The sequence below is a fragment of the Roseovarius dicentrarchi genome (assembly GCF_003316635.1).
Taxonomy (GTDB): domain Bacteria; phylum Pseudomonadota; class Alphaproteobacteria; order Rhodobacterales; family Rhodobacteraceae; genus Roseovarius; species Roseovarius dicentrarchi.
This window is the reverse complement of sequence record NZ_QNQP01000001.1, coordinates 16,196-41,774: the sequence shown is the minus strand read 5'-3', so window position 1 is coordinate 41,774 and position 25,579 is coordinate 16,196. Positions and strand designations below refer to the sequence as shown.

At 64.7% G+C, this 25,579-nt stretch carries 22 protein-coding genes; 15 read left to right on the top strand and 7 right to left on the bottom strand.

From position 1 onward, the window contains the following. Window positions 1-55 precede the first annotated feature (55 nt). The 4 genes from DQ230_RS00195 (at window position 56) to rarD (ending at window position 2,462) form a co-directional block, all read left to right on the top strand. Complete coding sequence (locus tag DQ230_RS00195) at window positions 56-655, top strand: superoxide dismutase (RefSeq protein ID WP_113910478.1); 600 nt, start codon at window positions 56-58, stop codon at window positions 653-655. A 125-nt stretch (window positions 656-780) separates the two neighbouring features. Beyond that, the gene (locus DQ230_RS00190; RefSeq protein ID WP_113910477.1) at window positions 781-1,002 is read left to right on the top strand and encodes a hypothetical protein; all 222 of its coding nucleotides are present in this window, start codon (window positions 781-783) and stop codon (window positions 1,000-1,002) included. Continuing rightward, window positions 1,003-1,458, top strand: a complete 456-nt coding sequence (locus DQ230_RS00185) for a baeRF12 domain-containing protein (protein WP_113910476.1) — start codon at window positions 1,003-1,005, stop codon at window positions 1,456-1,458. An 86-nt stretch (window positions 1,459-1,544) separates the two neighbouring features. Then, the gene (gene rarD / locus DQ230_RS00180) at window positions 1,545-2,462 is read left to right on the top strand and encodes an EamA family transporter RarD (protein WP_113910475.1); all 918 of its coding nucleotides are present in this window, start codon (window positions 1,545-1,547) and stop codon (window positions 2,460-2,462) included. Here the strand turns inward: rarD and DQ230_RS00175 are convergent. Further along, window positions 2,381-2,947, bottom strand: a complete 567-nt coding sequence (locus DQ230_RS00175; protein ID WP_113910474.1) for an LOG family protein — start codon at window positions 2,945-2,947, stop codon at window positions 2,381-2,383. The genes rarD and DQ230_RS00175 overlap by 82 nt on opposite strands. A 112-nt stretch (window positions 2,948-3,059) precedes the next feature. Here DQ230_RS00175 and DQ230_RS00170 point away from each other — a divergent pair, with 112 nt between their 5' ends. The 3 genes from DQ230_RS00170 to DQ230_RS00160 all read left to right on the top strand — a co-directional run bounded on the left by DQ230_RS00170 (window position 3,060) and on the right by DQ230_RS00160 (window position 6,549). Then, window positions 3,060-4,244, top strand: coding sequence for a LysM peptidoglycan-binding domain-containing protein (locus tag DQ230_RS00170; protein WP_113910473.1), 1,185 nt, complete (start codon window positions 3,060-3,062; stop codon window positions 4,242-4,244). 134 nt (window positions 4,245-4,378) lie between these two features. Continuing rightward, a complete protein-coding gene (locus tag DQ230_RS00165) occupies window positions 4,379-6,208 on the top strand; it encodes an ABCB family ABC transporter ATP-binding protein/permease (RefSeq protein ID WP_113910712.1) in 1,830 nt (609 codons plus the stop codon). Then, on the top strand, window positions 6,208-6,549 hold the full coding sequence (locus DQ230_RS00160) for a hypothetical protein (protein ID WP_113910472.1): 342 nt from the start codon (window positions 6,208-6,210) through the stop codon (window positions 6,547-6,549). Before DQ230_RS00165 ends, DQ230_RS00160 begins: the two co-directional genes overlap by 1 nt. 42 nt (window positions 6,550-6,591) lie before the next feature. Here DQ230_RS00160 and DQ230_RS00155 read toward each other — a convergent pair whose 3' ends face one another. Both DQ230_RS00155 and DQ230_RS00150 read right to left on the bottom strand, forming a co-directional pair. Continuing rightward, the gene (locus tag DQ230_RS00155; RefSeq protein ID WP_113910471.1) at window positions 6,592-10,419 is read right to left on the bottom strand and encodes an efflux RND transporter permease subunit; all 3,828 of its coding nucleotides are present in this window, start codon (window positions 10,417-10,419) and stop codon (window positions 6,592-6,594) included. Next, window positions 10,416-11,648 (bottom strand): efflux RND transporter periplasmic adaptor subunit, encoded by a 1,233-nt coding sequence (locus DQ230_RS00150; RefSeq protein WP_113910470.1) that lies wholly within the window; start codon window positions 11,646-11,648, stop codon window positions 10,416-10,418. Before DQ230_RS00150 ends, DQ230_RS00155 begins: the two co-directional genes overlap by 4 nt. Window positions 11,649-11,857: 209 nt before the next feature. On the opposite strand from DQ230_RS00150, the gene DQ230_RS00145 reads away from it, so the two are divergent. From DQ230_RS00145 to der, 3 genes are read left to right on the top strand one after another with little or no spacing between them, the layout of a single operon-like run. Further along, window positions 11,858-12,580 (top strand): hypothetical protein, encoded by a 723-nt coding sequence (locus DQ230_RS00145; protein WP_113910469.1) that lies wholly within the window; start codon window positions 11,858-11,860, stop codon window positions 12,578-12,580. A gap of 32 nt (window positions 12,581-12,612) precedes the next feature. After that, window positions 12,613-13,965, top strand: coding sequence for a PQQ-like beta-propeller repeat protein (locus DQ230_RS00140; RefSeq protein WP_113910468.1), 1,353 nt, complete (start codon window positions 12,613-12,615; stop codon window positions 13,963-13,965). A 48-nt stretch (window positions 13,966-14,013) separates the two neighbouring features. Next, window positions 14,014-15,465 (top strand): ribosome biogenesis GTPase Der, encoded by a 1,452-nt coding sequence (der, locus tag DQ230_RS00135; protein ID WP_113910467.1) that lies wholly within the window; start codon window positions 14,014-14,016, stop codon window positions 15,463-15,465. 74 nt (window positions 15,466-15,539) lie between these two features. Here der and DQ230_RS00130 read toward each other — a convergent pair whose 3' ends face one another. From DQ230_RS00130 to DQ230_RS00115, 4 genes are all read right to left on the bottom strand, one after another. Next, window positions 15,540-16,253: a hypothetical protein gene (locus DQ230_RS00130; RefSeq protein WP_238987373.1), complete on the bottom strand. Its 714-nt coding sequence runs from the start codon at window positions 16,251-16,253 to the stop codon at window positions 15,540-15,542. 86 nt (window positions 16,254-16,339) lie between these two features. Then, the gene (gene serS, locus DQ230_RS00125; RefSeq protein ID WP_113910466.1) at window positions 16,340-17,632 is read right to left on the bottom strand and encodes a serine--tRNA ligase; all 1,293 of its coding nucleotides are present in this window, start codon (window positions 17,630-17,632) and stop codon (window positions 16,340-16,342) included. A 47-nt stretch (window positions 17,633-17,679) separates the two neighbouring features. Next, window positions 17,680-18,906 carry a multidrug effflux MFS transporter gene (locus DQ230_RS00120; protein ID WP_113910465.1) on the bottom strand — a complete coding sequence of 409 codons (1,227 nt, stop codon included), beginning with the start codon at window positions 18,904-18,906 and terminating at the stop codon, window positions 17,680-17,682. A gap of 51 nt (window positions 18,907-18,957) precedes the next feature. Continuing rightward, a complete protein-coding gene (locus DQ230_RS00115) occupies window positions 18,958-20,646 on the bottom strand; it encodes an ABC transporter substrate-binding protein (protein WP_113910464.1) in 1,689 nt (562 codons plus the stop codon). Window positions 20,647-20,815: 169 nt separating this feature from the next. On the opposite strand from DQ230_RS00115, the gene rpiA reads away from it, so the two are divergent. From rpiA to DQ230_RS00090, 5 genes are all read left to right on the top strand, one after another. Next, window positions 20,816-21,604, top strand: a complete 789-nt coding sequence (rpiA, locus tag DQ230_RS00110) for a ribose-5-phosphate isomerase RpiA (RefSeq protein WP_113910463.1) — start codon at window positions 20,816-20,818, stop codon at window positions 21,602-21,604. 39 nt (window positions 21,605-21,643) lie between these two features. Further along, window positions 21,644-22,999 carry a glutathione-disulfide reductase gene (gor, locus tag DQ230_RS00105; RefSeq protein WP_113910462.1) on the top strand — a complete coding sequence of 452 codons (1,356 nt, stop codon included), beginning with the start codon at window positions 21,644-21,646 and terminating at the stop codon, window positions 22,997-22,999. Between the two features lie 111 nt (window positions 23,000-23,110). Further along, a complete protein-coding gene (hflK, locus tag DQ230_RS00100; RefSeq protein WP_113910461.1) occupies window positions 23,111-24,280 on the top strand; it encodes an FtsH protease activity modulator HflK in 1,170 nt (389 codons plus the stop codon). A gap of 2 nt (window positions 24,281-24,282) precedes the next feature. Beyond that, window positions 24,283-25,332, top strand: coding sequence for a protease modulator HflC (hflC, locus tag DQ230_RS00095; protein ID WP_113910460.1), 1,050 nt, complete (start codon window positions 24,283-24,285; stop codon window positions 25,330-25,332). After that, window positions 25,332-25,529 (top strand): DUF2065 domain-containing protein, encoded by a 198-nt coding sequence (locus DQ230_RS00090; RefSeq protein WP_203227965.1) that lies wholly within the window; start codon window positions 25,332-25,334, stop codon window positions 25,527-25,529. The genes hflC and DQ230_RS00090 overlap by 1 nt, the downstream gene beginning before the upstream one ends. The last annotated feature ends 50 nt before the right edge of the window (window positions 25,530-25,579 follow it).

The window sequence follows — 25,579 nt, the reverse complement described above, 5'->3', positions numbered from 1 at the left end:
TAGTAAGGCTACCATCTAAGAGCCGTGTGAATTCAACTATAAAAGGGGCCATCCCATGACATTCGAACTTCCCGATCTTCCCTATGCCCACGACGCTCTGGCCGGTAACGGCATGAGCAAGGAGACGCTGGAATACCACCACGACATTCACCACAAGGCCTATGTCGACAATGGCAACAAGGCGATCAAAGGCACCGAGTGGGAAGGCAAGACCCTCGAAGAGATCATCAAGGGCACCTACGACAAAAATGCCGTGGCGCAGTCGGGTATCTTCAACAACATCAGCCAGTTGTGGAATCACAACCAGTTCTGGGAAATGATGAGTCCCGGCAAATCCAGCATGCCGTCCGAGCTGGAATCGGCGCTGAAGGAAAGCTTCGGCAGCGTCGACAAGTTCAAGGAAGAATTCTCCGCGGCGGGCGGCGGTCAATTCGGTTCCGGCTGGGCGTGGCTGGTCAAGGATACAGATGGCAGCCTCAAGGTGACCAACACCGAAAACGGTGTGAACCCCGTTTGCTTTGGTCAGACTGCATTGCTCGGCTGCGATGTGTGGGAGCATTCCTATTACATCGACTTCCGCAACAAGCGTCCGGCATACCTGGACAACTTCTTGAATTCGTTGGTGAATTGGGAAAACGTCGCAAGCCGCATGTAATTTGCGCGTTACCTGAATTTCAGCCCCCGGTGGATCGCCCCGCCGGGGGCTTTTTCGTGCCGGGGCGGAACCACAGCGGGGCGGGAGCCGTTTTCCTGTTACAGCCTTAACCAAAGGAGGACACCATGGCCGAACGTCATCGCTCCAAAGACGGCAGCCGCGAGACCGAAGAAATCATCGGCGAGGCGGCAGATATTTCGCAAAAGGGCCGCGTCGGCGGCGATATCGAGCGCCGCGTTGCCACTCGCGACGAAGAAAAGCGCGCCAAGGAACAGCCCGCAGGCACAACGCGTGTCACCGGGCAGGACAGCCGCGAGACAGGCAATGCGCCCGAGGAGGACACGTAAATGGCCGAACTCAAACCAGGCACTTGGGTTCTCGTTTGCGACGGTGAAAAGGCGCTGTTTCTGCGAAATGACGGCGACGCGCAGGCGCCCGACCTGAATGTTGTGCGTATCGACGAACAGGACAACCCAAAGGATATCGACCAGTCAGCCAACCGGCCCGGCCGGATGTCAGACAACGGCCCCGGACACCGGTCCGCCTTCGACGATACCGACTGGCACGAGTTGGCCAAGGAACGCTTTGCCAGCGATCTGGCGGATCGTTTGTACAAACAGGCGCATCGCGGAGCCTATGATCGCATTGTGATCGTCGCAGCCGCCCGCACCCTGGGCGCGCTGCGCGGCGAGCTGCACAAGGAAGTCGCGGAGAAGGTCATCGCCGAGATTGACAAGGATCTGACCAACCATCCACTCGACGAGGTCGAGCAGATGGTCAAGAAGCATCTGGCCCAGATGTAACGCAGACTTATCGCGCCCCTTCCTAAGCTGCCATTGCTGGGATATGCAGCCGTAACAGCAACTTCTCTGGGCAGGGGCGCGGCGACATGACAGATGAGGCAAAGGGCGTGCTTGCCATGATCGGTGCCTGCACCGTCTGGGGCCTTTCGGGTATATATTACAAGCTGCTCGACGCCGTGCCGCCGATGGAGATCCTCAGCCATCGCACATTCTGGGGGCTGGTTTTTTTCCTGGTGGTCTTGGCGATCCAAGGACGCCTGAGAGAGCTGCCCGCAGCCGTCGCGACGCGCAAATCCTTTGCGATCATCGCATTTGCGGCGTTGATGATCTCGCTCAACTGGTTCGTATTCATCTCATCCGTACAGCAAGGCTATGCAACAGACGCATCGCTGGGCTATTACATCTTTCCGTTGGCCGCCGTTCTGCTGGGCGCAATCTTCTACCGCGAAAGGCTGAACCGGGCACAGCTGGTTTCGGTCGGGCTGGCAACCTGTGCTGTGGTGGTTCTGTCCGTCGGGCTGCAAGTCACGCCGTGGGTGGCCTTGGTCCTTGCGCTGTCCTTCGGCCTCTATGGCGTCACGAAGAAAAGCCTGTCTGTCGGGCCGGTCGTGTCCGTCACGGCCGAGGTGGCGATGCTGACGCCGCTGGCGCTTGCCTTCCTTGCGGTGGTTCACGGGCAGGGAAACGGGCATTTCGGCAGTGATCTGGTGACATCGCTGATGCTGGCCTTTGCCGGTATCCTGACCGCGATCCCGCTGATCCTGTTTTCCTACGCAACGCGCCGGGTGTCGCTGGCGACGGTCGGTGTGGTGCAATACCTGAACCCGACATTGCAGTTTCTGGTGGCAACGCTGATCTTCCGCGAGGCGTTTACCATGTGGCACGCCATCGCTTTTGCCATGATCTGGACCGCGCTGGCGATCTACACCGCGTCGTCGCTGCGCCGGGGCAGGGCAGCGCGCAGGGCGGCAAGGGCCGCAGGCACATCCGGCACGGTCATATAGCCGCCGGACAGGTCCGTTCCGGCGAACCCTTCGCTGACCACATGCCCCAGCAAGGCGGTCAGCGGGCGCCAATAGCCGTCGATATCCAGCACGATCACCGGCTTGTGATGCAGGCCCAGCTGGCGCCATGTCAGCACCTCGAACAATTCGTCCAGCGATCCCGCGCCGCCCGGCAGCAGCAAAAACGCATCGGCGTTCATGAACATGACCTTCTTGCGCTCGTGCATCGTTTCGGTCACGATGTGATCGGCGCCTTCATCGGCTTCAAGTCCGACCAGATGCTGCGGGATCACCCCAAGCGTGGCACCGCCCGCCTTGATCGCCGCACGTGCGCAGCGTCCCATCAGCCCGACATCCCCCGCACCATAGACCAGCCGCCAGCCTTCCCGCGCCAGCGCCGCGCCCAGATCATCAGCCGCCGCGCCATAGGCGGCGCGAGCGCCCTCACGTGCGCCGCAAAAGACACAGATTGACGGTGTGCGCATGGTGGACCTGCCTGCTGATACGGGTTGTTTTGACCCGTGATATCGCTGTTGCTAGGCTCAGGCAACAGCGCGCAGTCTGCGCGCCGCGCCGCATGGACCGGAGGCCGAAGGCATGAGCGAACCGTCAGTAACCCCCAGCCGGACCAGCAGCCGGATCGCGATCGGGGCTGGCGCGGCAATACTGGCGCTGGTCGGTGCGTACCTGACGGGCGTCATCGGCCCGTCATCCGAACCGGGCGCCAGTCCGCCGGACACGGCCGCGCTGCAATCGCCTGCTGACGTGGCGCCCAAACCCGAAAACATGCAGGAGACTGCGCCGCAGGTCACTGTCCCGCCGTCGCCGCAGATTGACGTCTTTCGCCTGCAACCGGACGGGGAGGCGCTGATTGCCGGGCAGGGCGCGCCCGGATGGTCGGTGCAGATCCTGCTGGACGGCGCCCCGCACAGCGAGGCGCAGCCGGGCAGCGACGGCAAATTCGCCAGCTTCCTGACGCTGCCCCACGCCACCGCGCCGCGCCTTCTATCGCTGCGGATGCGCCACGCGGATGGCCAGACGCAGATCGGCGGCACGCAGCAGATCGTCGTCGCGCCGCCCCCCGCCCAGCCGCCAGCCGCGCCGAACATGCCAGAGGCAACGGCATATGCACCGCCGCCGCCGCCCGATGTCTCGGGCGACGGCGCACCGGGGGCCGTTCAAACAGATGCGGCGCCGGCAGTCGGCGCGCCGCCCGAACTGGTCCTGATGGCCGATGCAGACGGCGCGCGCGTCCTGCAATCGCCCGCGCCCGCCGCCGCGCCGCGCGTTCTGTCCAATGTCGCGCTCGACACGATCAGTTATTCCGACGACGGCGCAGTGCAACTGGCCGGCCGCGCCGCCGGAGAGGGCAGCGTGCGCATTTACCTTGATAACCGGCCCATAACACTGTCGCGTATTGCCGCAGACGGCACGTGGCGCACGGCCCTGCCGCAGGTCGATACCGGCGTCTACACCCTGCGCATTGATGAACTGACCGCACAAGGCACCGTCACCAGCCGCGTTGAAACCCCCTTCAAGCGCGAGGACCGCACGCTGCTGGCGCGTCTGCAAAACAGCGCCGCCGCCGATCCGCCGCAGGCAGGCAGCGCGCCCGCCGTGATCCGCATGATGACCGTCCAGCCGGGCAATACCCTATGGGCGATCTCGCGCGAAACCTACGGCGAAGGCATGCTGTATGTCCGCGTGTTCGAGGCCAACGCCGACCGTATCCGCGACCCCGATCTGATATACCCCGGACAGGTCTTTACCTTGCCTGACTGATGCTTTCATCTTCCTGAAAATACTGACGTCCCCGCGCCAGACCCGGCGCAATCGCCTGTGCAGGCATGCCGGCGCTGGATATCCCGGCCATCCCGGCCTATCTGGTGTCACTTGCCCCACAGACGAGAGCCGCCATGCGCCCCCCTTCCGACGACATTCCGCAAACCGACACCGGCGCCTCCGCCTCCGGATGGGCGACCATCATGCGCGTGTCGCCCTATCTTTGGCCCAAGGTGGGCGGCGGCTGGATCAAGCGGCGCGTGGTTCTGGCGCTGCTCGCGCTCTTCGCGGCCAAGCTGATCGCGGTCGGCACACCGTTTTTCTACAAGGCCGCCGTTGACGCCTTGTCGGGCGAGGGCGGCGCAGATGCCGCATGGACGCTGGGCGCGGGCGCGATTGGCCTGACCGTCGCTTATGGCGTGGCGCGCCTGATGAATGTCGGCTTGCAGCAGTTGCGTGACGCGCTGTTTGCACCCGTGGGCCAGCACGCGCTGCGCAAGGTGGCGCTGCGCACCTTTCGTCATATTCACGCGATGTCGATGCGCTACCACATCAGCCGCAAAACCGGCGGGCTGAGCCGGATCATCGAACGCGGCGTCAAGGGCGTGGATTTCCTGCTGCGTTTCCTGATCTTCTCGATCTTTCCGCTGGTGCTGGAGCTGTTTCTGGTTGGCATCATCCTGTGGGCGGCGTTTGATTTCTGGTATCTGTTCGTCGTCGTGGTGGTCATCACGCTTTATGTTGCGTTCACCTTCAAGGTCACGGAATGGCGCGTGAAACTGCGCCGCGAGATGAACGATCAGGATACGGACGCCAACCAAAAGGCCATCGACAGCCTGCTGAACTACGAGACGGTCAAATATTTCGGCGCCGAGGATCGCGAGGCGGCGCGCTACGATGTGGCCATGGCGGGCTACGAAAGGGCGGCAGTGCGCACCTCCTATTCGCTGTCATTCTTGAATTTCGGCCAGTCACTGCTGATCACTTCGGGCCTTGTCATCGTCATGGTCATGGCAGCCATGGGCGTTCAGAACGGCGCGCTGACGGTGGGCGATTTCGTCATGGTCAACGCCTATATGATCCAGATTACCATGCCGCTGAACTTCCTTGGCACGGTTTACCGCGAAATCCGCCAAAGCCTTGTGGACATGGGCGAAATGTTCGGTCTGCTGGATCAGGCGCCGGATGTGGCCGACGCCGCGGGGGCTGCGCCGCTCAAGGTTTCGGGCGGCAAGGTTGAACTGCGCGACGTGCATTTCGGTTATGACGCGGATCGCGAGATCCTCAAGGGGATCAGCCTGACGGCAGAGCCGGGGCAGACCATCGCCATTGTCGGCCCGACCGGATCGGGTAAATCCACCATCGGACGGCTTTTGTTCCGGTTTTATGACGTGGCGCGCGGCGCGCTGCTGATCGACGGGCAGGATGTGCGCGGTGTCACGCAGAAAAGCCTGCACAAGGCGATCGGCGTCGTGCCGCAGGACACGGTTCTGTTCAATGATACCATCGGCTACAATATCGCCTATGGCCGCGAAGGGGCCACTCAGGCCGAGGTGATCGCCGCCGCGCGCGCCGCGTCGATCCACGATTTCATCACCTCCCTGCCGCAGGGCTATGACACCACCGTGGGCGAGCGGGGCCTGAAGCTGTCCGGCGGCGAAAAGCAGCGCGTCGGCATCGCGCGCACCTTGCTGAAAGATCCGCCGATCCTGCTGCTGGACGAGGCGACCAGCGCGCTCGATACCGCGACCGAGCGGGATATTCAGGGCGCGCTGGCCCGCGCGGGGCAGGGGCGCACCGTGCTGATCATCGCGCACCGGCTCAGCACTGTGGCCGATGCGGACCGCATTGTTGTGCTGGAGGACGGGCATATCGTCGAGGATGGCACCCATGCCGATCTGCTTGAGGCCGGCGGGCGCTATGCGGGTTTGTGGCGGCGACAGCAATCGGACGAGGCCGCCTGATGGCCGGCAAGGACCGCCCGCACACGCCCGATGGCCGCTATTTCGTGGCGCGCGGGCGGCTGAACCGCTGCACCGATCCGGCGCTGGATGACAGCACCCGCCGCGCCGGGATCAAGGCGCTGATGCAGGCGCGGCGCGCGGTCATGCAGGCGGGCAGCGATCCGTGCGCAATGCGCGATGCCCGCGCCGCCGTTGACGCGGCCAAGGTCCGGCTGGGCGAACGCGGCCCCGTCTGGTGGAGCGATGGCGCCCCGGACGAGGCCGGTATCGCGCCCGAAACCAGCAGCTATGCCGCATGGTGGGCCAGTCTGGACGACGCAGAGCGGGCGCGTGGCGCCTGAGCCTTCGCCCCGTGTACCTTGGGCCGTTAACCGGGGCCGGATTTATTCGGCGGCGCGCAGCGGCCCTTTGGGCTGGCCTGCGGTGTCTGCATCGGTATCGCCCGGTGCGCTGTCGTTGGCGCTGCGCCCTTTCAGGATGCGTTTCAGATCGTCCAGCTCCAGATCCTGGCCTTCCACGTCCATGTAATCCACCGGCGCCGCTGCGGCGCGGCCGTCGTCCCAGATGACCTCGGGCGCGGGTTTGTTGCGCGCGGCGCCTTGCAGCGCCCAGTCGCGCGCGGCGCGGCTGGTGCGGCCCATTGACAATGCAGCCGTCGCGCGGGCCAGCCAGCCCGCATAGGTGCCAAGCCATGCGCGCAAGGCCAGCATCGACGGGGTAAAGATCAGCGTCAGTACCGTGGCAATCCCCAGCCCGAACACCACCGCCGTTGCCAGCTGTTTCCACCACAGCGCCGTGGGGCTGTCAAAGCTGTAGCCGCCATTCACGAAATCCAAGGAAAGCCCGAACATCATCGGCGCAAGGCCGGCCATGGTGGTGATCGTGGTCAGCAGGACGGGCCGGATGCGCGCCTCGGCGGTGCGCGTGATTGCCTCGATCCGGGGCATGTAGCGGCTGAATTCCTGATAGGTATCAATCAGGACGATGTTGTTGTTCACCACGATCCCGGCCAGCGCGACAATGCCCGTGCCGGTCATGATGATCGAAAACGTCTGCCCCATCACCAGCATTCCGATCAGAACGCCGGTGGTGGACAGGACCACCGCCAAGAGCACCAGCACCGCGTTATAGACGCTGTTGAACTGCGCCAGCAGGATGATGAACATCAGGCCCAAGGCGCCCAGAAACGCCTTTTGCAGAAAGGCGCCGGATTCCTCCTGATCCTCCTGATCGCCGGTCCATTCATATTCGATACCGGCGGGCAGGGCGCCGCTGTCCAGCCACTCGGTCAGGTGCGCGATGCGTTCATTCGCGGTCAGCGGCTGGGTGGTTTCGGTGCCGTCCGGGCCGGTTTTGGTGACGGTCAGGCCCGCGGTGACGGCCGCCTTGACGTCAAAGAACCGCGTCTGGTCAATCCGGTCGATCTGCGCAAGGCGCGGCACGGGCTGGCGGGTGATGAAATTGCTGAGGGGGACAAGCCCCTGATTGGTGCGCACTTTCAGCGTGTCCAGCGTGCTGAGAACGCGGTCCTGTTCGGGCACGCGGGCGCGAATATCAATCTCCTCATCCGAGGAGGGCACGCGCATCGTGTCGAGGAAAAGCCCCCGCGTGACCAGCTGCACCATGCCGCCCACCGTGGCCACATCGGCGCCAAAGCGGCCGGCCTTTTCGACATCGACGTTGATTTGCCAGTCGATGCCGGGCAGAGGCAGCGTATCTTCGACCAGTTTCAGCCCTTTGGTGTCGTCAAATTTGGCGCGGGCGATCTGCGTCGCCTGCATCAGCTGATCCCAGTCGTCGCCCTTCAGGCGCAGATGCACCGGCTTGGCCGAGGCGGGGCCGCCGGTCTGGGCGAGGATTTCAACCTTGATGCCGGGGATCTGCTCCAGCTTGGCGGTGAGGTCGGCGATGATCAGATCGCCGTCCACCGCCGGATCGCTGATATTGCGGTCCCACAGGCCCCATAGCCAGGGCTGGGTGATCGTCGGGCGATCCTCCCACGGGGTTGTTTCGAACTGAACCTGACCGATGGTGTCCAGCGGCGGCTGCGCGCCGCCGGTGTTGCTGTTCAGCCCGCCATCGCTGGCAAAGGCAAAGGCCGACTGAATGCCACGCTCGGCCAGAACCACCTGCTCGACGCGGCGCACCAGATCATCCTTTTGCTCCAGCGACAGGTTGCCGCGTGCGCGCACGTAAACGATGGCCTGCTCGGGTTCGGATTCGACGAAGAATTCGGTGCCGTTATTGTTGTTGATGTAGAAAATCAGTGTGGTGCCGACGATGACAAATACGGCGCCAAAGGCGACCAGCGGCATCACCGGATTGCCGACGATCAGATGGATCACCCGGCCGAAGACGCTGCGCCGATAGCCTGCGCGCACCGTCTGGCGGCGGCGCGGCAGGGCGCGCATTCCGATATGGCGCGCGCCATTGGCCGCCCGGCGCCACAGCGCCATCAGACCCAGCAGCACCGCGACAACCGCAACCACCGCGATCGCGGCAAGGATTGCGACACCCGCCAGCATCACAAAGGCGGTTGCCAGCGACGGGATGACCGACCCCAGGATTGCGGAGGTGTCCATATCGGCAAAGGTGGACTGCACCAGCGCCAGCAGGGCAGGGGCGCCCGCGCCTGCCGCGGCAACCGCAGCAATCGCCGCCGGGAACAGCGCCAGATGCCAGACCCACCAGCCGCCCGCGATCTGGGTCACGCGGGCGGTAAACCAGTTCTCCAGCCGCCCGGTGACGCCGCCCAGAACCGGCAGATACACCAGCGCCACCAGCAAGGAGGCCGACAGCACGAAAATCAGCGTGACGGGCAGCATTCCCATGAATTGACCCGCAACACCGGGCCAGAACAGCATCGGCAAAAACGCGCAGAGCGTCGTCGCGGTCGAGCTGGCGATGGGCCAGAACATGCGTTTCGCGGCCTCCACATAGGCCGTCATCGGACCGGAGCCTTCGGAAATGCGGCGGTCGGCGTATTCGACCACCACGATCGCGCCATCGACCAGCATCCCGACGGCCAGAATAAGCCCGAACATCACGATGTTGGATATGGTGATGCCCATCACCGCCATCAGCGCAAAGGCCAGCAGGAACGAGGTGGGGATCGCAAACCCCACCAGCAGCGCGGGCCGGATGCCCAGCGTGGCCAGCATCACGATCATCACCAGCGCGATGGCGGTCAGCACGGACCCCTCCAGCTGGCTGACCATGGACCCGACGATGCGCGACTGATCGTTGGATGCGCCGACCGAAACAGCGGCCTTCAGACCGTCGGGCCATGCCTTCTGCGCCTCGGCCACGCTGCTGCGCACCAGCGCGGCGGTGTCGATGATGTTGAACCCCTTGCGCTTGACCACTTGCAGCGCAACGGTGGTCTGGCCGTTGAAGCGGGCGGTGCCGGCGCGGTCCTCGAAGGTCAGGTTGATCTGGGCCAGATCGCCCAGCGTGACGACGCGGTCGCCGTTCGTCTTGACCGGCAGATCGTAGATATCGCGCGGACCCGAGAACGACGAGGGGATCTTGACCGCAAAGGCGCCGCCATCGCTGCGCAGCTCGCCCGCGGCGACCAGCAGGTTGTTGTTGCGCACCACATTGATCAGCTCGCCCGCCGTGATGTTGTAGGCCTCAAGGCGCAAGGGGTCGATCACCACCTCGACCAGCTCGTCGCGGTTGCCGGCGATGCCGGCCTCCAGCACCGGCTCCAGCCCTTCCAGCCGGTCTTGCAGATCCTTGGCGACGCCGGTCATGGTGCGTTCGGGGACGTTGCCGGTCAGGTTGACGATCAGGATGGGAAATTCGCTGAAGTTGATTTCGGTCAGCGAATATTTCTCGGCCCCTTCGGGAAATTTCGCCTCGGCCGCGCTCATCGCGTCGCGTACGTCGGCCATGACGCGGGTCTTGTCCCAGCCGAATTCAAACTCCAGCGCCACACCGGCATAGCCTTCGGCGGCGGTGCCGGTCATGTCCTTCAGCCCGTCCAGATCGCTCAGCTCGGTCTCCATGACCTTGACCAGCAGCTTCTCGCTGTCCTCGGCAGAGATGCCGGGAAAGATGACCGACACGAAGAGGGCGGGAATTTCGATGTCCGGCTCGCCCTCCTTGGGCAGGCCGATATAGGCCAGCGATCCGGCCAGCAGGCTGAGCGCGATGAAGGCCAGCACCATGCGGGCGCGGGTCGCGGCCCAGTCGACGATGCCCGTCATTGAAGGCGCTCCTCATAGCTGGCCCGCACCGGAACGCCGGCCACGACGTATTCCTGTCCGATGATGATGACATCGGCAGTGTCCGGCAGCCCGGCGACCCAGACGCCTTCGGGCGTGTCGCGGATCAGGGTGACGGGGACGAAATCGGCGGCGTTCTCAGCGGTGACGATGCGCACGCCCAGCGTGCCCTCGTCATTCAGCGTCAGCGCCGATTGCGGCAGCAGATGCGCCGGGGTTCCGTCCGAGGCAACGCGAATTTCGGCGGTCTGGCCGTCGCGCAGCGACAGATCGGCGTTCGGCACGGCCACCTCGACGCGGAAGGTGCGGGTTTCGGGGTCGGCAGCGCGGGCAACGAAGGTGACGGTGCCTGTCACTTCGGTCCCGCCCACCAGCCGCGCCTGCGCGCCTGCGCCCAGTTCAACGCGGCCAACATCGGCCTCGGAGATGAAGCCGACCAGCTTGATCGGGTCCAGTTGGATCACTGTCGCGCACAGGGCGCCGGGTTGCAGCAGGCTGCCCAGTTCGGCGGTGTCCGTCTCAAGCAGGCCATCAAAGGGCGCGGTGATGTCGAGGCGCGTCAGCTCCTCCTTGGCGGCGGCAACGGCGGCGGCGGCGCCCTGAATACCGGTGCGCGCGGCGTCCAGCCCGGATTTGGCCGCCTGAACGGCCGCCTCCCCGGCGCTGAGCGCGGCGCGCGTGGCCGCGATGCGCGTGTCAGAGGCAAAGCCGCTTTGCCCCAATGTCGAGGCGGCGGTTTCATTCAGCTGCGCCTCGGCCAGCCGCGCTTCGGCCTCGGCCAACCGGGCCTGCGCTTCGGGCACGCGGGTTTCGGCCTCGGCGCGCCGCGCCTCGGCCTCGGCCAGCGCGGCGTCGCGTGTACCGGGGGCCAGCTGGCACAGTGTTTGCCCGGCGCTGACAAAGCTGCCCTTGCGCAGCGGCGCGCTGATCACCTTGCCCGAGGTTTCGGCCCGCACTTCGACCTGGCGGTCGGCCTGCGTCTGGCCGCGCAGCACCACGGCGCTGCCGATATCCTGCGCGCGGCTGTGCATGGCGATCACGCCGATGGCGCCCGGCTCTGATGCGGCGGTGTCAGGGGCAGGGGCAGGGGCCGTGTCTGTCTGGGCCGTGGTCTGCGGACGCAGCATGCCAGCCAGCCACGCACGCTCGAACACGAAAGCGTAGATTGCCAACGACACGGCGATTGCCGCAAGGATCGAAAACAGACGCATGAAACACCCTTTGACAGTTTCCCGCGCTGATAGCGCAGATTATGCGCGGGGTCACAGATTTCTTGTCTTGCTTTATACGCCGCAGGGCGGTGCCTGGATCGCGCGCCGGGCGCCTTGCGCGGAAAACTGCGCGGCGCGCGGCCCTTGGCAGGCGCGGCGTGACACGCTAAGAGGGGCAAAACCGCAGCAAGGCAAGGCAGGCGCCCCCAGTGAGTGACAGCGACAGTTTCATCGAAGAGGTCAGCGAAGAGGTCCGCCGTGACCGCCTGTTCGGCCTTATGCGCCGCTATGGCTGGATCGCGATCCTTGCCGTTATCGTCCTGGTCGGCGGCGCGGCCTATAATGAATGGCAAAAGGCGCAGAGCCGGGCCGAGGCCGAGGCGCTGGGCGATGCCATGATGGCCGCGATGGAGGCCGAAGACGGCGCCGCGCGGGCCGCACAGCTGGATGATGTGGCCGCCGCCGGTCCGGGCAGCCGCGCCGTGATCGCCATGCTGGCCGCCGCCGAGGCGCTGGAGACGGACCCCGAAGGCGCGCAGGAGCGCCTGTTGCGCATCGCCGCCGACCCGGATGCACAGACGATCTATCGCCAGATTGCCACGCTCAAGGCGGTGATGATTCCCGGCGGCAGCATGGACGCCGCCGCGCGACGGCAGGAACTGGACGGTCTGGCGCTGGGCGGGGGCGTTGTGCGTCTTCTGGCCGAGGAACAGCTGGCCTATCTGGAAATTGAAGAGGGCGATAGGGAGGCGGCGACGAACCGTCTGCGCGACATTGCCGGTGCCGCCGAGGCAACGCCGGGCTTGCGCCGCCGCGCGACACAAGTGATTGTGGCGCTTGGCGGTGACGTGGATCCGGCCGGCACAGGCGCTGGGTCCGAGGCGCCGGGTGACGTTGAAACGCCGGATGAAACCGCTGCGCCTGCCCAGTAGGATCAGGTTTGCGGATAAGGACGAACAGAGGGATGCACGCGGTGACACGTAACGGAACGATCATTGGCCTCGTCGCGTCTGCGATGTTTCTGGCTGCCTGCTCGGAAAAAGACCCGATTTTGCCCGGCAAGCGCGAAGGCTTGCGCGAGGTTCTGGTAACAGATCAGGCCGAGGCCGCCGCGACCGAAGTGGTCGGCGCCAGTGGTCCCAACGTGGTCGAGAGGGTGCGCCTGCCCGGCGCATCGGCCAATGCCAGCTGGACCCAGCGCATCGGCACGCCCGCCACCCGCCCCGCGCACCCGGCGCTGAGCGCGGCGCCCAGCCTGATCTGGTCCGCCTCCATCGGCGCGGGCGATGGCAAGCGCAGCCGCATTACCGCCGATCCGGTGGTTGCCGGCGGGCGCATCTTTGCGATGGATGCCAACGCGCAGGTCAGCGCCCACAGCACCAATGGCGCGGCGCTCTGGACTGCCAGCCTGGTGCCGCCAACCGATTCGCCAAGGGACGGCAGCGGCGGCGGGCTGGCCTACGGCGACGGCAAGCTGTTCGCCTCTACCGGCTTTGGCCGCATCACCGCGCTGGACCCGGCAACCGGGCGCACCATCTGGGAGCAAAAGCTGCTGGAGACGGGCACAGCCACGCCCACCGTCATGGGCAAGATCGTCTATATCGTCGCCGGGGATGAAACCGCCTGGGCGCTGGACACCGACACGGGCCGTATCGAATGGCGGCTGGTGGCGACACCCAGCATCAACAACGTGATCGGCGGTCCCGCGCCGGCGGTATCGGATAAATATGCCGTCTTCGCGTTCGGCTCGGGCGAGGTGCAGGGCGCCTTCCGGCAGGGCGGATTGCGGATGTGGGATGCGTCCATCGCCGGGCGCCGCAGCGGTCTGGCACAAAGCCGGATGACCACCATCGCCGGCGATCCGGTGATCTACGGCGACCGTGTTTACGTCGGCAATCAGTCGGGCCGCATCGCGGCGCTGCAAATCGCCAATGGTCAGCGGATCTGGACCGCAAGCGAGGGTCCGATGAACCCGGTCTGGCCGACGGATGATTCGATCTTCCTCGTCTCGGACAAGAACGAGCTGGTGCGCCTCCGCGCCGCCGATGGCACCCGCGTCTGGGGCACCAAACTGCCGCTGTTCGTCAAGGACAAGCCCAAGCGTCAGGCCGAGGTTTTTGCCCATTACGGCCCTGTCATGGCCGGCGGCCAGCTGATCACGGCGTCCAATGACGGCTACCTTCGGTTCTTTGATCCGGCCTCGGGAGCGCTGCGGCGCAGCGTGGCGGTGCCGGGCGGGGCAACAACCAATCCGGTCGTTGCGGGCGGTGTCCTGTATGTCGTCGGCACGAACGGGCAACTGCACGCTTTCCGCTGACGCCGGTTTGCTGTAACAGGGCGGCTTGATCCGTCTCGGAGCGCTTAGATGACTTTCAGCCTCGCTATCGTGGGGCGCCCCAATGTGGGCAAATCCACGCTTTTCAATCGCCTTGTCGGCAAGCGTCTGGCGCTGGTCGATGACCAGCCCGGCGTCACGCGCGATCTGCGCGAGGGCGCGGCGCGTCTGGGCGATCTGCGGTTTACCGTGATCGACACCGCCGGTCTGGAAGAGGCGACAGACGAATCGCTTCAGGGCCGCATGCGCAAGCTGACCGAGCGGGCGGTCGACATGGCCGATATTTGCCTGTTCATGATCGACGCCCGCACCGGCGTGACGCATATGGACGAGGTGTTTGCCGAGATCCTGCGCAAACGCTCCAAACATGTCATTCTGGCGGCGAACAAGGCCGAAGGCTCTGCCGCCGATGCGGGCATGATCGAGGCATATGGCCTGGGTCTGGGCGAGCCGATCCGCCTGTCTGCCGAGCACGGCGAGGGGCTGAACGATCTTTATTCCATCCTGATGCCGCTGGCCGACGGGTTCGAGGAACGCGCGCGCGCCGACGCGCCCGAGGTGGATGTCACGGTCGAGGATGGCGACCCCGACGCCCCGCGCGTGCCGACCGCCAAACGCCCGCTGCAAGTGGCGGTCGTGGGCCGGCCCAATGCCGGAAAGTCCACCCTGATCAACAAGATACTGGGCGAAGAGCGGCTGCTGACCGGGCCGGAGGCAGGCATCACCCGCGATGCCATTTCGGTGCAGATCGAATGGGACGGCCTGCACACGCGTATTTTCGACACAGCCGGCATGCGTAAAAAGGCGCGCGTTCAGGAAAAGCTGGAAAAGCTCAGCGTCGGCGACGGCCTGCGCGCGGTGAAATTTGCCGAAGTGGTGATTGTGCTGCTGGATGCCGCCATCCCGTTCGAACAGCAGGATCTGCGCATCGCCGACCTGGCCGAGCGCGAAGGGCGCGCGGTGGTCGTCGCTGTCAACAAATGGGACATAGAGCCCGAGAAGCAGCAAAAGCTGCGCGACCTGCGCGAGGCGTTCGAGCGGCTTTTGCCGCAGCTGCGCGGCGCGCCGATGGTCACCGTGTCTGCCGTCACCGGCAAGGGGATCGATCGCCTGCGCCAGGCCGTAGAAGAGGCGCATGACGTCTGGAACCGGCGCATCACCACCGCGCAGCTGAACCGCTGGCTGACCGGCATGCTGGAGGCGCATCCGCCCCCCGCACCCGGCGGAAAGCGCATCAAGATGCGCTACATGACGCAGGCCAAGACCCGTCCGCCGGGATTTGTCGTGATGTGCAGCCACCCCGAGAAACTGCCCGAAAGCTATACGCGTTATCTGGTCAACGGGTTGCGCGTGGATTTTGACATGCCCGGCACGCCGATCCGGCTGTATATGCGCAGCCAGTCCGACAAGAATCCCTACAAGGCCAAGAAGAAGGCCGGTCCGTCCAGCCTGCGCAAGCATCTGGGCAAACCGCCGAAATAGGGCGCCGATTTTTCGCGAAAAATCGTATCAGCAGGGGTAATTTTTCTGCGAAAAATTGGCGCGCCGTAGCGGGGTCAGGCGCGTTTTTTGTTATGGATGGCAAGGGCGGCCAGCAGGCCGGCGCCGATGGCGGCGGTGATCAGCACCGACGTTGCGCCGCCTTGCCAGTTTTGCACACATACGGCGGCCAATGCCCAGATCACTCCGGCCAGATAGCCAAACGCATCGGGGCGCCTGCGCGCAACCGATACGGCCAGAACCAACGCCAGAAGCAGCGCCAAAATCGCGGCGGGCACCTGTCCCATGATGTCATACCCCGCGGCCATCAGTCCCAGCGACACTGACGATGCCGCCGTGAGCCACCCGGCATAAAGCGCGACGGGCGCGCGGCCCAGCCACGCCGTCCGCCCAACGCCCGTAGGGCTGCGCAGCACTGCGAACACGGCAAAGGCCAACATCACCCAGATCAGGATTGTCGCCCAGACCGCGCTGGTTTGCGCGATGGGCAACCATGTCGCGCCAACGCCGAGCGACAGGATCAACGGCAGCCGCATGGGCGCCCATTTTGGGTCATGCGCTTTTTTCCACAGCCCATAAGCCGCGCCAATGATCAGCCACAGATAGATCAGCCCCCAGATGCCAAACGCATAGCCTGCGGGCTGCACAGGCGGATCCACCTGCGGCACCGGAAACTGGTTCGCGTCAAAGCCGCCGAACCCCGGCGCCAGTAGCGGCGACAGGGCAAAGGCGATGGTGGCAATCAGCACGAGTATGGGCATGATAGGCATGACAGTATCCTTGGTTGGCGGCGGGCGCGTCGGGATTTGGATGACAAACTAGCGGCCTGCCGCAAGGATCAAGCGATTGCCGGACCTCAGACCAGCTTGCCCTCTGCGCTCAGCATGGTCTTGCCGCCCAGATAGGGGTGCAGCACCTCGGGCAGGCGCACGGCGCCGTCCGCCTGCTGGCCGTTCTCCAGCACCGCGATCAGGCAGCGCCCGACCGCCAGCCCCGAGCCGTTCAGCGTGTGGACGAATTGCGGCTTGCCGCCATCGGACGGCTTGAACCGTGCATTCATCCGCCGCGCCTGAAAATCGCCGCAGACCGACACTGACGATATCTCGCGGTAGGTATCCTGTCCCGGCAGCCACACTTCGATGTCATGGGTGCGCCGCGCGCCAAAGCCCATGTCGCCGGTGCAAAGGACGATTGTACGGTAGGGCATGCCCAGCTTTTCCAGGATACCCTCGGCGCAGGCGGTCATGCGGTCCAGCTCGGTCCGGCTGTCATCGGGATGGGTGATCGACACCATCTCGACCTTTTCAAACTGGTGCTGGCGCAGCATGCCCGATGTGTCGCGGCCCGCCGAGCCTGCCTCGGAGCGGAAGCATTGGGTATGCGCCACATGGCGGCGGGGCAGGGTGGACTGGTCGATCACGTCGCCGTTGATCAGGTTCGTCACCGGCACCTCGGCGGTCGGCACCAGCCACCAGCCATCGGTGGTCTGATAACTGTCTTCGCCGAATTTCGGCAGTTGCCCGGTGCCGATCATCATTTCCTCGCGGACCAGCACGGGCGTCCACGTCTCTTGCAGGCCATTTTCGTCCACATGCGTGTCCAGCATGAACTGCGCCAGCGCCCGGTGGATGCGCGCCACCGCGCCCGACAGCACGACAAAGCGCGTGCCGCTGAGTTTTGCGCCGGCCTCGAAATCCATGCCGGGGATGACGCCGGCGATCTCGTAATGCTCCTTGGGTGCGAAATCATAGCTGGCGGGCGTGCCCCAGCGGCGGATCTCGACGTTATCGGCTTCATCGGCGCCGTCGGGCACGTCATCCATCGGCAGGTTGGGCAGGCCCAGCAACATATCGGTCAGCTGGGCATCCAGCGCCTTGGCATCGGCTGTCATGGCGGCAATTTCCGCCTTCTTTTCGCCGACCAGCGCGCGCAGGCGTTCAAATTCGGCGTCATCGCCGGCGGCCTTGGCGGCGCCCACATCCTTGGAGGCCTTGTTCTGCTCGGCTTGCGCGGCTTCTGCTGCGGAAATGCGGGCGCGGCGCGCCTCGTCCAGTGCCAGAATGGTGGCTGCGGCGGGCGCATCGCCGCGCCGCGTCAGGGCTGCGTCAAAGGCGGCGGGGTTGTCGCGGATCGCGCGGATGTCATGCATGGCAGGTGTCCTTGTGGGGCAGGTGACTCGGGTTCGTTTGGCCGCTGTTATGCACCAGTTTGCGGGCTGGGTGTAGGGCTGCTGCGCCCGGCCCAGATCACGGTCAGCAGCGCCAGGATGCCCATGACGCCAAATCCCAGCACCAGCGGGATCACGGTGCCGTTGAAATGATGGCCGATATAGATCGAAATCGGCAGCGCGATCACGTTTGACAGCGATCCGATCAGCGCGGCGGCAAGGCCGGCGATGTGGCCCAGAGGCTCCATCGCGATGGATGTCAGGTTGCCAAACAGGATGCCGACGCAGAAAAACGAGGCCATCAGCCACGCCATGAACAGCGCCAGCGGCGGCGTACCATCCCAGAAGCTAGCAGGGATCAGGAACACAAAGGACAGCCCCGCCAGCGCGATCAGCGCCAGTCGCGTCAGGCGCCGCATACCCAGCCGCATCACCAGCAGCGAATTGGCCACCGATGCGCCGCCGATCGACAGCGCCGCCATGCCGAAATACAGCGCAAAAAGCGCGCCGGTGCTGTAGGCCACCTGAAATATCTGCTGCGCGGTGCTGAGATAGCTCATGAAAACACCAAAGATCAGCCCCAGCGCCACCGTATGCCCGACCGCCACGCGGCTGGCCATGATCTCGCGCAGGCCCGCGCCGATGCTGCGGGCGGAAAAGGGGCGGCGCATGTGCGGTGCCAGCGTTTCAGGCTGGCGCAAGGCGAACCACGCAGCGGCGCCAAGGCCCAGCGCGATCAGCACGACAAACGTGGCCCGCCAGCCGCTGAGCCAGATCACGACCTGTCCCAGCGCGGGTGCGATGGTCGGGACAAGGATAAAGACCGCCATCACGATGGACATGATCCGCGCCATGGCGCGCCCCTCGTACCCGTCGCGCACCAGCGCCATGGTCACGATGCGCGGCGCTGCGGCGCCAAAGCCCTGCAGGACGCGGCCCGCGATCATCACCTCCCAGCTGGCGGCCAGCAGCGACATCAGGCAGCCGACGGTAAAGACGGCATAGCCCGCATAGATCACCGGCTTGCGTCCGAAACTGTCCGACAGCGGCCCGGCCAGCGCCTGCCCCACGGCAAACCCCAGAAACAGCGCCGACACGATCAACTGCACTGAATTGGGATCGTCCACGCCCAGATCATGGCCGATCACATCCAGCGCAGGCAGCATGATGTCCGTGGATAATGCGGTGGTCGACACCATCATCGCCAGCAGGATGACAAATTCGGGGATTGGCAACGTGGCGATGGGTTTGCGCATGTCGGGGCCTTTCGCCGCAGTGTATCAGGGCGGCTTACGCCCGCCGTTCTGTCAGGTCCAGCGCAATTCAGCCGGGCGGATTTCAAAGCCGATATGATGCCCGCCGCCGCGCAGCCCTGTGCGGGTGTGGTTGCGCAAGGTGCGCCAATAGGGCTGCACCGTTACCGCATCGGCGCGCACCAATGCCTCCAGCCGGGCCATGATCTGGCGGCGCGCGTCGATATCAAGCGTTGCCAGCGCCTCTTGCAGCAAGGTGTCGAACTCGGGATTGGACCAGCCGAATTCATTCCACGGCTCGCCCGAGCGATAGGCCAGCGCATAGGTCTGCACCGCCAGCGGGCGGTGGCCCCAATCGGTCGTGCTGAAGGCAAAGGTGTTCCACCCCTCGAAATAGCGCGGGCTGGGCAGGATGGTGCGGCGCACCCGCAGGCCCGCATCGGCCAGCAGGGCGGCGGCGGCGTCTGCGGTGCTGCGCCGCCAGCTGTCGTCGATTGAAATCAGCTCGTGTTCAAATTCCAGCATGCCGGCCTGTATCATCAGTTGCCGGGCCTGCATCGGGTCGTAGACGGGCGCGGGCATCGGCGCATAGGCCGGGTGCAGCGGCGAGACGTGGTGATTTTCCGCCACGACGCCGCGGTTGCCATGGCCCAGCTCCAGCAGGATATCGTTGCTCATCGCCAGTTGCAGCGCGCGGCGCACGCGGATGTCGGAATAGGGGCGGCGGCCATCTATTTCGGCCAGCTGGTTGGCGCGGATGGTGACGGTTGCGGCTGTGTGGATGTCATGCGCGCGCCACCCCTCCAGCTGGTCAAAGGCGGCGGTATAACTGCCCTCGACCGTGTGGGTCATGTCAATTTCATCGGCCAGCGCGGCGGCATAGGCGGTGGCGGGATCGGTGCCGGTGTCGATGAATTCGATCCGCTCCATCCACGCGCCATGGCCTGCATTCCACCATGTATGCGCGTCGTTGCGCACCAGCACGGCATGACTGCCCGGCACGACCGCTTCGGGCAGGTATGGCCCTGTTCCGACGGGATTTTCCAGCATCGTATCGGGGTCGAACCCTTCGGGCACGATCGCGGCGGGATAATCGGCCATGCCCGCGATCAGCGAAATATCGGGCCGGGGCAGGGCCAGCGTCACGGTGTGCGGATCCGTCACGCGGATCGCCCCCTCGATCGCGCGGCTGGTTTCGGGGTCGATCAGCACGGCAAAGCGGGTTGCCATCGTGTTGCCCGGCACCGTGCGGTCGCACCAGCGCGTGATGTTGCGCGCCACATCGGCGGCGGTGAAGGGCGTGCCGTCATTCCATGTCACATCCGGGCGCACGTACAGGGTATACAGCGCGGCGTCATCGCTGATCTGCCAGCCCTTCAGCAGCCGGGGCCGAAAGGTGCCGTCATTTTCATAGCTGACAAGGTATTCCAGCCAGCCGCGGCTGACATTTGCAGCCTGAAACCATTCGTAGCTGCGCGGATCGCCCAAGGCGCGCACCGTCATCTGGATGCGCAGCTGCCCCGCGTGCAGGCCGGGCGGGCCGGCGTCGGGGGCCGTTTCCTGTGCCGTTGCGGGGGCGGGCAGGCCCAGCAGGGCGTATGCCGCACCGACACTGGCGCCGAACGCGGTTGCCTGCGCCAGAAATTCGCGCCGCGCCGCATCGTCCGGCCCGCCTGTGATGCGTGCGGCCTCGCGGCGCAGCCAGTTTGGCAAGGAGCGTTCGGATCTGGGGCGGTGGCGCATGAATGATGTCTCCCGGCGTTGCGGGTGCGCGGGATTCGCGCGCCTGCTGTTCCATTAGTCCTGCAATGCGGCGCAGAACGCAAACCGGACGCGCCTTATGCGCGCCATTGCCTCTCGCACCTTGGCGCCATCTTCCCTATAACCACGCAAAACACTACGGAGCACTGCCATGACCGGAGAATTGTCACCCATCGACAAGGCCAAGTTTGTCGCCGCCAAACGCGCCGTCGACTATGTCGAAGACGGCATGCGTGTCGGGCTGGGCACCGGATCGACCGCCGCCTGGATGGTGCGCTGTCTGGGCGATCTGGTGCGCAACAACGGGCTGAAGATCCGTGGCGTCCCCACATCGACCCGCACCGCCGATCTGGCGCGCGAGGTCGGCATCGACGTGATCAGCCTGGACGAGGCAAAGTGGCTGGACCTGACCATCGACGGCGCGGACGAATTCGATTCCGAGCTGAACCTGATCAAGGGCGGTGGCGGCGCATTGTTGCAGGAAAAAATCGTGGCGACGGCCAGCGACCAGATGATCGTCATCACCGATGCGGCCAAGGAGGTGGGCACGCTGGGCGCCTTTCCCTTGCCGGTGGAGGTGATCCCCTTCGGCTGGCAGACCACGCGCGCTCTGATCGAGGAATTGCTGGTGTCGCTGGATGTCATGGGCCGTGACGTGACGCTGCGCATGAACGGCGATCATGCCTTTGTCACGGATGAGGGCAATCACATCCTGGATCTGCATCTGGACCGGATCGGCAATGCGCGGCAGGTGGCGATGGTTCTGAACCAGATACCGGGCATCGTGGAAAACGGGCTGTTTATCGACATCTGCGATATCGTGGTGATCGGTCACGGTGACGGCCGCGTCGAGATGCGCGACATCAACGAAGGGACAGTGAACCACGACCGGTTGGAATTTGCGGAAACGGATAATCTTTTCAAGGATATGACAGACTGATTTAATGTAATCGGTCCCAAGGACAGGCAAGAGGCAGACATGACTTTCGACTATGATCTATTCGTGATCGGCGGCGGCTCGGGCGGGGTACGCGCGGCGCGCGTTGCGGCCCAGGGCGGGGCCAGCGTGGCACTGGCCGAGCAAAGCCGCTACGGCGGCACCTGCGTCATCCGGGGCTGCGTGCCGAAAAAGCTGATGGTGTATGCCAGCGAATTTCCCGGCGCGATGCAGGACGCGCAATCTTATGGCTGGACCGTGCATGCCGGCGGGTTTGACTGGCCCAAATTCCGCAGCACCATGGCGACCGAACTGGACCGGCTGGAAGGCGTCTATCGCAACCTGCTGAAAAACAGCAACGTTTCCACCTATGACGCCCGCGCCACGGTGGCGGATGCGCATACCGTCACGCTCAGCACGGGCGAGCGGTTCACGGCCAAGCATATCCTGATCGCCGCCGGCGGCACCCCTGTGCGCCCCGATCTGCCCGGCGCCGAGCATGGCATTGTCAGCGACGACATCTTCGATCTGGAGACGTTGCCGCGCAGTATTCTGGTGGTTGGCGGCGGCTATATCGCGTGCGAATTTGCCTGTATTCTGAACGGGCTGGGCGTGGATGTGACGCAATACTACCGCGGTGAGCAGATCCTGCGCGGCTTTGACGGGGAGGCGCGCGGACTGGTCTCCGAAGAGATGATCGACAATGGCGTTGATCTGCATCTGGGCACCAACATTCTGGACATTACGCCCGAGCGTGGCGGATACGTGGTGAAATCCACCAAAGGCACCGAAAAATGGTTTGAAAAGGTGTTCTTTGCCACGGGCCGCAACCCCAACACAGCGGGTCTGGGGCTGGAGCAGACGGGCGTGCAACTGGGCCGCTACGGCCAGGTTGAGGTGAATGAATATTCGCAAACCGCTGTGCCGTCGATCTACGCCATTGGCGACGTGACGGACCGCGTCAACCTGACGCCGGTGGCGATCCGCGAGGGGATGGCCTTTGTCGAAACGGTGTTCGGCGGCAACCCGACGCCAGTGGATCACGACCTGATCCCGACGGCCATTTTCACCCAGCCCGAAATCGGCACCGTCGGCCTGAGCGAGGAAGACGCGCGCGAAATTGAGCCGGTCGAGATTTACTGCACCTCCTTCAAACCCATGAAAGAGGCGTTTGCCGGACGCAGCAACCGCGTGTTGATGAAACTGGTGGTCAGCCAGAAAACCCGCCGCGTCATGGGGTGTCACATCGTCGCGCCCGGCGCGGGCGAAATGATCCAGATGGTCGGCATCGCGGTCAAGATGGGCGCCACCAAAGAGGATTTTGACCGCGTTTGCGCGGTCCATCCGACAATGGCAGAGGAGTTGGTGACGATGCGCGCGCCGGTGCGCACCAGCTGATCGGGAACAATACGGGGCCGGGGCGGGTTGAATTTCCCCTCCGGCCATACAGTTTATAACGGGTCAGCGCTTCAGGCGGCGATGGCAGGGACATTAAGAGGATTGATATACATGGCGGGACAGTCGGGCGGCCCATGGGGCGGCGGCGGTAATTCTGGGGGCGGCTCGGGGAACGACGGTGGCAGGGGCCAGAATGGCAGCGGCCAGAACGGCAACGGCGACGGACGCCGACCGGGCGGCGGCCAGAGGTCGGAAATCGACGAACTGGTGAAAAAAGGCCAGGACCAGCTGCGCGTTCTGATGGGCGGCCGTGGCGGCAGGTCCGGCGGCACCGGCGGGCCGGGCGAGGGCGGCAGCGGCGGACCGGCCCTGACGCGCGGCACCGTTATTCTGGGCCTGCTCGGCCTGATCGCCATTTGGCTTTACGCCAGCTTCTACACCATCAAACCCGAAGAGCGCGGCGTCGAGCTGTTCTTGGGCGAATATCACCGCACCACAGGGTCCGGTCCGCATCTGGCGCCCTGGCCCTTTGTCACCTACGAAAAGGTCACCGTCACATCCGAGCGGAACGAAGATATCGGCGTGGGCGAGCGTGGCAGCGAGGCCGGGCTGATGTTGACCGGCGACGAGAATATCGTCGACATCGACTTTCAGGTGGTCTGGAACATCAACGATCCCGCCATGTTCCTGTTCAACCTGCGCGACCCGCGCGCCACGATCCGCGCCGTGTCGGAATCGGCCATGCGCGAAATCATCGCCCAGTCGCAACTGGCCCCGATCCTGAACCGCGACCGTGGCTCGATTGCCCAGCGGCTTGAGGATCTGGTGCAGCTGACACTGGACAGCTACGACAGCGGCATCAACGTTGTGCGCGTCAACTTCGACAAGGCCGACCCGCCCTTGCAGGTGATTGACGCCTTCCGCGAAGTGCAGGCCGCCGAGCAGCAGCGCGACCGTCTGGAGAAAGAGGCGGATGCCTACGCCGCCCGCGTATTGGCCGAAGCCCGTGGTCAGGCCGCGCAAACACTGGAGGAAGCCGAAGGTTACCGCGCCCGCGTTGTGAACGAGGCCGAAGGTCAGGCCAGCCGCTTCAGCGCCGTTCTGGGCGAATATGAAAAGGCCCCCGAGGTGACGCGCAAGCGTCTCTATCTGGAAGCCATGGAAGAAGTGCTGGGCGGTATGGACAAGGTCATACTCGATCAGGACCAGTCAGGCAGCGGCCAAGGCGTCGTTTCCTACCTGCCGCTCAATGAGCTGCGCAAGAATTCGGAAGGTCAGTAATCATGCGTAAAACAGCTTATATCTTGCCGGTTATCGCCGTCGCAGCCGTGATCGGCCTGCTGTCGGTGTTCATCGTGGACGAGCGCGAAAAGGTGCTGGTGCTGCAATTTTCCAAGATCATCGACGTGAAGGAAGAGCCGGGCCTTGGCTTCAAGATCCCCTTCATCCAGCAGGTCGTGCGTTATGATGACCGTATCCTCAGCCGCGATGTCGATCCGCTGGAAGTCACACCGCTGGACGACCGCCGGCTGGTGGTCGATGCCTTCGCGCGTTACCGCATCTCCGACGTGCGCCGCTTCCGCGAGGCGGTGGGTGACGGTGGCATTCCCTTTGCCGAAAACCGTCTGGATTCGATCCTGCGCTCGCGGACCCGCGAAGTGCTGGGTTCGGTCAGCTCGAACGATATCCTAAGCTCGGACCGGGCCACGCTGATGCTGCGCATCCGCAATGCGGCCATCACCGAGGCGCGCGAGCTGGGCATCGAGGTGGTCGATGTGCGGCTCAAGCGGACGGACCTGCCCAGCCAGAACCTTGACGCCACCTTTGCCCGGATGCGGGCCGAGCGCGAGCGCGAGGCGGCAGACGAGATCGCCCGCGGTAACGAGGCCGCGCAGCGCGTGCGCGCCCAGGCCGACCGTACCCAGGTCGAGCTGGTGTCGGACGCGCGCCGCCAGGCCGAAATCACCCGAGGCGAGGCTGACGCGCGCAGCAACGCGGTGTTCAACGAGGCGTTCGGCGCGGATGCGGAATTCTTTGAATTCTACCGCTCGCTGGATGCGTACCGCGTCGCATTGCAAGGCAACAATTCGTCCATCGTCATGTCGCCGAACAGTGACTTCTTTCAGTATTTCAATGACGTAGGTGGCCCCGTTGCGGGCGCATCGGTGTCAGCGAATGCCGCTGAGGAGGCAGCTGATCCTGCCGGTTCCGAAGACGCGGAAGGCGCAGCACAGCAGGACGCGCCTGCGTCGGACAGCGCTCAGAGCGACGCAGCGAATGATGCCAGCGCAAACGATGCCAGCGCAAACGACAACGGCGCGGCGGTGCAGTAATGCTGGCGATTGGCTTGCTTGCCCTCGGGCTGGTGCTGATTGTCGAGGGGCTGATTTATGCGCTGGCCCCGCACATCGTCGAAGACATGCTGGCCGCTTTGCGTGCCATGCCACCCGAGGCCCGGCGGATGCTGGGCCTCGCGGCGTTTGCCAGCGGCATTTTCATGGTGTGGCTGGCCAAGGCGCTGGGCGCGTAACGCGCCGCGTTCAAACTGTCACCTTCGCGTGAAAGCGGACTGCAATCATT